Here is a 9,745-nt window from a genome sequence, read left to right on the forward strand (position 1 = left end):
GACGTTTATTTAACGCGAAATCTTGCCGTATTTAGACGTATTTAAATCTGGCAGTGGGTAATAGCATGAGCAAAATAAAGACAGCAAACAAAGCGAATATCGTCATGTTAGGCGCTGGGAGCATCGGATGTTATTTAGGAGGCTGTTTGCTGTCTGTTGGCGCGAATGTCACCTTAATTGGCCGTGCAAGGCTAAAAGAACAAATCGGGAAGAGCGGCTTAACGTTAACCGATTGGCGGGGTAGGAATACAAAGCTTAAACCGGACGCCGTTAATTTTACTAAAAGTGCCGAGGTAATGGAGAATGCTGATTACATTTTAGTGTGCGTAAAAAGCGGTGATACTCAAGAGGCTGCGTTGCTTATTGCGCAATATGGCAATAGCCTTCTACAGAAAACTAATCCGATTGTTATCAGCTTTCAAAACGGCGTAAGAAACGCACAGGTACTATCAGAATGCTTACCGAATTATACCGTCATGAAAGGCATGGTTCCCTTTAACGTGCTAGGGCAGGGCGACGGGCATTTTCACTGCGGTACAGAAGGCAATTTGTGTATTGAAGATAAAGCCGGGAAAGCGGAAGACTTAGTCGGCCTGTTTGACATGGCCGACTTGCCTGTTCAGGTGTATAAGGATTTATCTAGTGTGCAGTGGGGTAAGCTGCTCATGAATTTAAATAACGCCGTTAATGCACTTTCAGGCAAACCACTACTTGAGCAATTGCACGACAACGAATACCGAAAAGTAATGGCGGTTGTGCTAAAAGAAGCGTTAGTCGCAATGAAAACGGCTGGTATTGAACCGGCTAAAACAGGCAAGGTCGTTCCTAAACTTATGCCTTATATTATGTCATTGCCTAATTTTTTGTTTAAAAAGGTAGCTGCTGCAACGTTAAAAATTGACCCTCAGGCACGTTCATCTATGTATGAGGACTTAGCGCTGAATAGAAAAACAGAGGTCGATTACCTAAATGGCGAAATTGTTGCTTTAGGTGAAGCGCATCAAGTGAGTACCCCCGCTAATACCGCAATAGTCAAACTCATTAAAGCAGCTGAAAGCGCAAGAGAAGGGGCACCAAGATTGACTGCAGCCACCCTACAACAAGCGATAGCTGCTAGCTAGTCTATCGCTTTTAATCGTCTTGAAGGTCGTTAATATCGTCAATAATCTTGTTGAGCTTTTTCAACAAGTGTGACTTCTGCTTAGCGGTCATTGTCTTTACCAACTCATCGGCCAACGATAAATATGCTTCTCTGTTAGCCTTTCTGCGTGCTAGGTACTCTTCGGTGCGGTAGTCATCAGGGTGAGTAAGTAGGTGGGTTAGCTTTTGTTGAAAGGCTTCTGTATTTTGTCTGCTTGCAAACAGTCGGCGCGCTTCATTCTGCATGGTTATGCGGTATTCAAGCCAGTTTCCACGGGTACGGGCGAAGTGAGGTGCGGCATTCGCTATCATCGTTTTTTGCTCGTCAGTTAAGTCACCTACACTGTCTTCAAAACCTTCTTCGAAATTCTCAATTAACTTTTCAAGCCTTTCGCTGTCAGACATTGAGTCGTACTCATCAAGCTCTTCTTGCTCTTCTTTATTTTCTTTTTGAATTGCAGCAAACAAATAAATAACTTGGTCGTCACTTAAGCGGGAAGCGAGTTCTGCTAACTCAGGCGCTATTTTCGAACGTAATGTCATTACGTGCTCATTAGCCTGATTTAGATGATTGGCAATAACAGCTTTGTTTAACTTATCTTGTTTTATATCTTCGGTTATCTGCTCTAGTTGGGCCAAATATAAAGCCAATTGTTCTTCTCTGTGCCAATCAATCCACCCTTCAAGCTTAATATCGAAAATAGCTTCTTGTGAATCGTTAAGCTCTACATAATCGTCCATGTACCAATAAATAAGCCAATCGAGGTTATTGTATGCAAGCTTAGACGAGCACCCTGTCAGTACTAAGAAGCCAAGAACAAGCCATAACTTTTTCATCTTTAAATCCGTTGTCGATGTAGCTATTAGCTACTGATATATAAATTAATTACTGAGCACTAATAGTTCTTAGTAATTTAGCCGCATTTTGGATTTCAAAATCAATAAATCGCTGCTGAATTTCTATGGCAGCGCTACACATAATATCTGGTGACTCGAGAAAATCTTTAGGTGCTGCTACCACCTCAAAATGTGCCTTACTGCTATCCTTCATGCCTTTAACTAAATTCGTGATGATGTCATCACTTTCCTCGTCAGAATACAAAGAGGGGCTTACCTGCTGATGAGCAATAAGCTTTGCTATAACCTCAAGCTCAAGTGCCTTTACTTCGCTCGATAGCTGAGCTTCATTCCCAGCATGGTGTTCTAGTGGCACCTCTTCGGGATACACAAATGCGGCGCAGGCAAGGGGATATTGCCCTTGAAGTTCTTGCATTTGTTTTATCATTACATGCCAATAATCAACGATGTCAGCATCACTACCATGGGCGATATAATGCGTAATCCTCGCTTCAAACACCGCTCGAGCTCGGGTTGCAATAGCATTAATAGAAGCGCCTTCCCGTAAACCCTCTTCATTTATAGCGACAATTCGATAGTAGGTATCTGGATCTTTGTCTTTCATGGCAACCAAGTAGGCATGAGTCAATAAACCAGATTCTACTGCTTGCGTGTTTATTTCGCTTTCGTCTTCATAGCCACTGAACCCGTAGGCGCTACTGTCCACTACTTTACTGATAATACCTGCTCGTAAAAGTTCTTTGTGAGAAGGAGCCCAAAGTTCAGTATTCGGCGTATTTCGTATTTTTTTCGCAAACCAATTTGGAACATCGGCATCTTTATACGCTTGGTCAAACGCGGAACTTAACTCTGTGTTGTCATGCATAGACTTGCCGCCTAATGCGGGAGCGTGAAACTGCAACACGCCGTCTTCACCCAATAGCCTTTCTTTTCCCGCTAAATACACAATAGTGCATGCCGAAGAGCACGAGGTTTTCACAAATGTATTAAGTCCATATTCTTTGACTACAGCAGCTAGACGAGTCGCGCCGATAAGTCTTCCGCCAATACTGTGTAAGTGTATTGTTGTTATGTTTTCATTCTGTTTCAGTACATCTAGCAGCAGTAGTTCGGAGCCAATTTCTATACCGCCATAAAGTTCTAGCTCGGTGCCATTATTTAAAACTCTAAACTTGGTAGGGGGATAGGTGGATTCAGCGCCAATTAAAGAGATACTTTCAGTAATGATGGGTACCCCTGACCGATAGAAATCTACAGTGAAATTTATCATTCCTACTACTGTCATTATTATCGCCATTGTTGCCCAACCAGCAGAGCCACCGCGATGAGGGTGACGGATGGCAGAGCGAATTATGCCAACCGATTGCCAGATAACCACGGGTGTTAACACCACGTACAAAAGCATCATGTATATACCAAGCTCAGCTCGCGATGATGCACTTTCTATTTTAAGTTCAACAAATGAGCTTAGCGCAAGTGCACCAAGTGTTATTAAAATGCCAACCACCCAATAACTGATAGGTAACGATACTTGGCCTTTCCAAAAATGAATTAGCCAGTTTGCATGCAATGCTTCGTCATCGTATCTATCTTCTGCCAATACTGGGTCGTGATTGGCAGTATTTTGAGGATGAGAACTATCTTGATGCTGAGACGTTTCGGTTTTACTTGTTAAGGGGTGTCTTAAGGCTATTTCCTTTAGCACGGCAGACACTCTATAGGGGTATTGCTCTTTGTCGATGTAGGCTAACACATCTTCAAGTTCGGCAAGGCTGTAGTTTGAATAATCCGGAGCTTGCATTAAATACTTCCATGTGGCTTTTATATTATTGAAGATGACATTCATTGACGTGTTAATAATACGGAATATTAGCCGCTAACACTACAGTATTCACCATATCTACCTGAATAGATGAGGAAAAATCATGGCAACACACGAAAAGCTTAACTACGTTGAGTTCGGTACATTCGATATCAGTAGTACTAAGCGCTTTTTCGAAACTGTATTTGGTTGGGCGTTTACCGATTATGGCCCCGAATACACGGCATTTTCTAATCAAGGATTAGACGGGGGCTTTTTTAAAGCTGAGCGCGCTAGCACCACAGCAAATGGCGGCGCGTTATTAGTTTTTTATAGCGCTGACATTAGGCAAACCTTAAGCAAGGTAGAAAAAGCTGGTGGCAATGTGAACAAGCCTATCTTTGAATTTCCAGGCGGTTGTCGATTTCACTTTATAGAACCTGGGGGCAATGAATTCGCGGTTTGGTCTGAAAAGGAATAGAGGTCTGAAAAGGAATAGAGGTCTGAAAAGGAGTAGTGGCCTGAAAAGGAGTAGTGGCCTGAAAAGGAGTAGTGGCCTGAAAAGTAATAGAAGCCTGCGCATGTTCACGCTGGCCCAGAGATGATCTGTATAAAAGAGCCCTTTATAAAAAAGCGCTGTATAAAAAAGCCCAGCTTAGAAAAAGCTGGGCTCTGTCACTTATTTTTAGCGGTGTTTACGCTATTATTTATTAAGCCTTACCAAGAACTATACGCAGCATTCTTCTAAGCGGCTCGGCAGCACCCCATAGCAGTTGATCGCCCACGGTGAAGGCTGAAATATATTCAGGCCCCATGGTCAATTTACGAATTCGACCTACAGGAATAGACAATGTGCCGGTCACTTTCGCTGGCGTGAGTTCTTGCATGGTGTCATCACGGTCATTTGGTACCACTTTCACCCACTCATTATGCTGTGCAAGAACTTGCTCAATCTCTTCAACTTGCAAGTCTTGTTTTAATTTGATGGTGATAGCCTGACTATGACAACGCATAGCGCCTACACGCACACAAATGCCGTCAATAGGAATAGGCTGCTCAGTTAAACCCATAATCTTGTTGGCTTCAGCTTGCGCTTTCCATTCTTCACGACTTTGCCCAGATGGCAACTGCGAATCAATGTAAGGAATTAAGCTTCCTGCTAGCGGCACGCCAAATTGTTCAGAAGGGTAATCATCGCTTCTGATAAACTCAGCGACTTGCTTATCGATGTCTAAAATAGCAGACGCTGGATTGTCTAAATTTGCTTTTACATTAGTGTGAATGGCACCCATCTGGCTAATAAGTTCGCGCATATGCTTAGCGCCAGAACCAGAAGCAGCTTGGTATGTCATGGGTGAAGCCCACTCAACCAAGTCTTTTTCGAATAAGCCACCTAGTGCCAACAACATTAACGATACCGTGCAGTTTCCACCTACGAAAGTGCGAATGCCGCTTTCAACGCCAGCGTCAATTTCTTTGCGGTTTACAGGATCTAAAACAATGACTGCATCGTCTTCCATGCGAAGCGCTGACGCTGCGTCTATCCAGTATCCATTCCAGCCGGTGTCGCGCAGTGAAGAATACACTTCTTTGGTGTAATCACCGCCTTGGCAGGTAATGATAATATCTTGCTTCGCAAGCGCTTGAATATCGAATGCGTCTTCTAGTACGCCAGCGTTAGCACCTGCAAAATCTGGCGCCGGAAGGCCTTTTTGAGACGTAGTAAAAAATGTGGGTTCAATGTGCGCGAAATCTTGCTCTTCTTGCATGCGCTGCATTAACACTGAGCCAACCATACCGCGCCAGCCCACTAAACCTACTTTTTGTTGTGACATTAACTTGAGAACCCTATAAAACTAAACTGTGTATTTATGTTGAACCAGCGGTGATATCACTCTGGCAACCCTATACCTGTCGCATATTCATTATTATGCCTGCAGTCTATAAACAATTTAAAACGCTGGCTAGCGGGTTTTTAGAAATATTACGTTATAGATATAAGTGAATCACATTTGGCGGGGGCATTATCAATCTTTTGTTGAAACTAATTCTTAAAATGCATAATTATCATTCATGTTAGAGAAAGGTAGTCTTGATTCAACAGTTTTTCAGGCTTTAGCAGTCTAAATGAGTACCGAGTCAAACGCGCTCTACTTTACGAAATTAAAAAGGAAATAAACGGATGAAAACTATATTAGTAACAGGCGCGACCGACGGCATTGGTCTTGAAACCGTAAAATTGTTAGCTCACGAAGGGCACAATTTGATCATTCACGGAAGAAGTGCTGATAAGTTAAAGCGTGTAGAGCAAATGTTAGGTGCCGATTACCCTGCAATAAAGGTGACAGGGTTCGTGGCAGATTTAAGCGACTTTCAAGCAGTTGATAAATTTACAACTGATGTGGCAGGCGCTTTTTCAGCCATTGACGTTATCATTAATAATGCGGGTGTGTTTCATTCTCCCGACATTGAGACAAGCGCAGGACTAGACGTACGCTTCATGGTAAATACGATAGCGCCGTTCATCATTACTAAACGTTTGTTGCCACTTATGCCAAGTGATGGCCGTGTAGTTAACGTGTCATCTGCGGCTCAAGCCCCCGTTAACTTTGATCTGCTAAGCCAAGGCCCTTCTATGAGTGACGGCATGTCATACGCACAAAGCAAGCTTGCTATAACCATGTGGACACGCTTTTTTGCCGAAAAATACGCAGCAACAGGGCCATTGTTCGTGTCTGTTAATCCTAAATCTTTGTTAGGCAGTAAAATGGTGAAAGAAGCTTATGGTGTAGCCGGAGGTGATTTAGCAATAGGTGCGAAGATATTTGTGGAAGCAGCTCTTAGTGATAGGTTTGCAAACGTAAAAGGTGAATATTTTGACAACGACAACAATCAGTTTGCGCCTGCACATCCATTTGGTGAAAACTCAGCAAATAGAGAGCAATTGGTTAATGCAATTGAATCTATTGTTGCCTGTCACCTAAGTTAATAATTTCCAAACATTAGCATCTTCATGTAGAACACATCAGGTCCTCTGGTGTGTTTTGCCTATTCGGCACTATTTCATTTTTTCAATCTTGCCTTTGTACTATTTTTAATCCTTATCATTGCTTGCCTTGCGAGTATGTAAAATATTCCTTCTTCTTGTAATTCCTCTAATGCCTATAAATCGGTTTCAACTTAAGTCATTAATTTTATTTAATAATTTAACATGGAATTCTCCTTGCTTCGTTCAGTTCTGAAACATGAATGTTTCACCCTAGACCGTTATTACAACGTAATCAATTAGGTTATCTCTATAAGGAACTGAAATGGCTGAATCGTTTAAATACCAAGGACAAAAAGGGAAAGGCGGCGAGTTACATCAAACCGCGGGTAATGGACACCCAGCTATGACAACAGCGCAAGGTTGCCCCATTCACGACGATCAAAATTCTCTTAAAGCTGGCCAACGAGGGCCTACTGTTTTAGAAGATCACGTACTTAGAGAAAAGATTTTTCACTTCGACCACGAGCGTATTCCTGAACGTGTGGTACATGCTAGAGGCTTTGGCGCTCACGGCTATTTTGAAACTTACGAATCATTATCAGATATTACATCAGCAGATATTTTCCAGCGTAAAGGCGAAAAAACGCCTGTATTCACACGCTTTTCTACTGTAGCGGGCAATAAAGGTTCACCTGACTTAGCGCGAGATGTGCGCGGCTTTGCCGTGAAGTTTTATACTCAGCAGGGTAACTGGGATTTGGTGGGAAACAATATCCCTGTATTTTTTATTCAAGATGCTATTAAGTTCCCAGATCTTATTCATTCGGCAAAACAAGAGCCTGATCGCGGCTTTCCTCAAGCGCAAACTGCCCATGACAACTTTTGGGACTTTACCAGTCTATCGCCAGAATCTACACATATGTTGATGTGGGCTATGTCAGATCGTGCAATACCTCGGTCTTTCCGATTTATGGAAGGTTTCGGTGTGCATACCTTCAAGTTTATAAATGCAGAAGGTGAGATGAAATACGTTAAATTCCATTGGAAGCCAAAGCAAGGTTTACAATCGGTCGTATGGAATGAAGCACTTAAAATTAATGGCGCAGATCCTGATTTTCACCGCCGAGATATGTGGAATGCCTTACAAGCAGGTGACTTCCCAGAGTGGGAATTAGGCGTTCAGGTGTTCGACCAAGATTTTGCCGACAGTTTTGAATTCGATGTTTTGGATGCGACTAAACTGATCCCTGAAGAACAGGTGCCTGTGAAAATAGTAGGCAAAATGGTACTTAATAAAGAGGTTGATAACTTTTTTGCAGAGACGGAACAAGTGGCGTTTTGTACCCAAAACATAGTGCCAGGTATCGACTTTACCAATGATCCTTTGTTGCAAGGCAGAAACTTTTCCTACTTAGATACGCAGTTAAAGCGGCTAGGTAGCACGAACTTTACGCAGCTTCCTATTAATGCACCCAAATGCCCAATGCGCCATTTTCAACAAGACGGCCATATGGCAATGCAAAACCCGAAAGGGCGCGCTAATTACGAACCAAATTCGTGGGATGCCGATGAAAATAACCCTCGTGCGTGCCCAGAGACGGGTTATCAATCACATGCAGAGCCTATGGAAGGCAGTAAAACACGCTACCGCTCAGAAACCTTTGCAGACCATTACAGCCAAGCACGTCAGTTTTATATTAGTCAAACTGAAACAGAGCAAAAACATATGCGTGATGCATTTGCGTTCGAACTGTCAAAAGTTGAACGGTTAGCTATTCGCGAGCGGGTAGTGTCTCATTTGCTAAATGTAGATAAAACATTAGCCGAAAGCGTTGCACAAGAGTTGGGTTTTTTAGAAATGCCTGAACCCGCTGAAGCAGCGATGCCTACAAGAGAAGATTTACCGGTATCTGACGCTCTTAGTATCTTAAAAAATGCTCCTAGCACTTTTAAAGGCCGTAAATTAGGCATTCTTGTGTCTGATGGAATTGATGCCGATATGCTTTCAAATGTTATCGACTCCCTAATGGCTGAAGGGGCTATGTTTGAGTTAGTGGCGCCTAAAGTAGGTGGTGTAACATGCAGCGAAGGAAAACATATTGCGGCGCATCAAAAGATTGATGGTGGACCATCAGTGCTTTATGACGCGGTACTATTATTACTTTCAGAAGATGGCGCAACATCTTTATCGATGAAACCTGAAGCAAAAGATTTTGTTTCAGATGCGCATGCTCACCAGAAGTTTGTAGGTTACACGGCGAACGCCATGCCATTGATTAAAGCTGCAGGTTTGGGTGATGCAATGGACGATGGTTATTTGGATATCGAATCTATCAAGCCAGATGCGTTTATCAAACAGCTTCGCGACATACGTTTTTGGGCTAGGGGGTAAGGGCGTTTTTTGGCCATTTCCCCTTTAGCATATTTACTGTAATCGAAAAGGAATTGGCCCTAGTCTTCAACCTGAGGGGGGCGCTTTATAGGCGTTTCCCCCTATACCCAAGCAAATTTTCCCGTGCTAAGTTGAATTTTAATTTAGAATAGCTAAAAGGCTCGTGAGCTTTACTTTGCAAGTTGCGCAAAACGCAATTGCATTTGCGGTAAAAAGTAGCAAGGCTATATGAAATATATAAGAGCGCAATTTCACTATGTCTTTTATAGTGATGCACATTAATAACTATCGCGTTAATAACCGTCGCGTTGCCCGAGGAAAATATGCAGTACGATACACATCAAAAGTTTTCACCTACCACACTATTTTTACACTGGACTGTTGGCTTAATCATAATTGGCATGCTGGCTTCAGGTGTCTATATGGTAGAGCAAAATGCCTATTGGGTATTTTCGTGGCATAAATCTTTTGGCTTTATTGTGCTATTCCTAGGGCCTGTTGATCTTTGCTGCATATATTTCACTCAGCAGTACATGGGTAGCCACATCATCGAAAATGCCAGTGA

The 9,745-nt window shown here is 42.7% G+C and carries 8 protein-coding genes; 5 read left to right on the plus strand and 3 right to left on the minus strand.

Annotated elements, in window-relative coordinates:
* Window positions 1–65 precede the first annotated feature (65 nt).
* Window positions 66–1,121 carry a 2-dehydropantoate 2-reductase gene (locus J5X92_RS20210; RefSeq protein ID WP_126873975.1) on the plus strand — a complete coding sequence of 352 codons (1,056 nt, stop codon included), beginning with the start codon at window positions 66–68 and terminating at the stop codon, window positions 1,119–1,121.
* 10 nt (window positions 1,122–1,131) lie between these two features.
* On the opposite strand, the gene J5X92_RS20215 is transcribed toward J5X92_RS20210, so the two are convergent.
* Both J5X92_RS20215 and J5X92_RS20220 read right to left on the minus strand, forming a co-directional pair.
* Window positions 1,132–1,977 carry a DUF6279 family lipoprotein gene (locus tag J5X92_RS20215; RefSeq protein WP_126873974.1) on the minus strand — a complete coding sequence of 282 codons (846 nt, stop codon included), beginning with the start codon at window positions 1,975–1,977 and terminating at the stop codon, window positions 1,132–1,134.
* 49 nt (window positions 1,978–2,026) lie between these two features.
* Window positions 2,027–3,799, minus strand: a complete 1,773-nt coding sequence (locus tag J5X92_RS20220; protein WP_126873973.1) for a hypothetical protein — start codon at window positions 3,797–3,799, stop codon at window positions 2,027–2,029.
* 124 nt (window positions 3,800–3,923) lie between these two features.
* Between J5X92_RS20220 and J5X92_RS20225 the strand changes: the two genes are divergently transcribed.
* Window positions 3,924–4,280: a VOC family protein gene (locus J5X92_RS20225; protein WP_126873972.1), complete on the plus strand. Its 357-nt coding sequence runs from the start codon at window positions 3,924–3,926 to the stop codon at window positions 4,278–4,280.
* 229 nt (window positions 4,281–4,509) lie between these two features.
* On the opposite strand, the gene asd is transcribed toward J5X92_RS20225, so the two are convergent.
* A complete protein-coding gene (gene asd, locus J5X92_RS20230; protein ID WP_126873971.1) occupies window positions 4,510–5,634 on the minus strand; it encodes an aspartate-semialdehyde dehydrogenase in 1,125 nt (374 codons plus the stop codon).
* A 347-nt stretch (window positions 5,635–5,981) separates the two neighbouring features.
* On the opposite strand from asd, the gene J5X92_RS20235 reads away from it, so the two are divergent.
* The 3 genes from J5X92_RS20235 to J5X92_RS20245 all read left to right on the plus strand — a co-directional run.
* Window positions 5,982–6,788: an SDR family NAD(P)-dependent oxidoreductase gene (locus J5X92_RS20235; protein WP_208806395.1), complete on the plus strand. Its 807-nt coding sequence runs from the start codon at window positions 5,982–5,984 to the stop codon at window positions 6,786–6,788.
* Between the two features lie 322 nt (window positions 6,789–7,110).
* A complete protein-coding gene (locus J5X92_RS20240; protein WP_126873969.1) occupies window positions 7,111–9,180 on the plus strand; it encodes a catalase in 2,070 nt (689 codons plus the stop codon).
* A 323-nt stretch (window positions 9,181–9,503) separates the two neighbouring features.
* Window positions 9,504–9,745 (plus strand): cytochrome b/b6 domain-containing protein (locus J5X92_RS20245; RefSeq protein WP_208806396.1); only part of this gene is annotated, 242 nt, incomplete at its 3' end.

Source organism: Alteromonas sp. K632G, from assembly GCF_017653625.1.
GTDB lineage: Bacteria > Pseudomonadota > Gammaproteobacteria > Enterobacterales > Alteromonadaceae > Alteromonas > Alteromonas naphthalenivorans.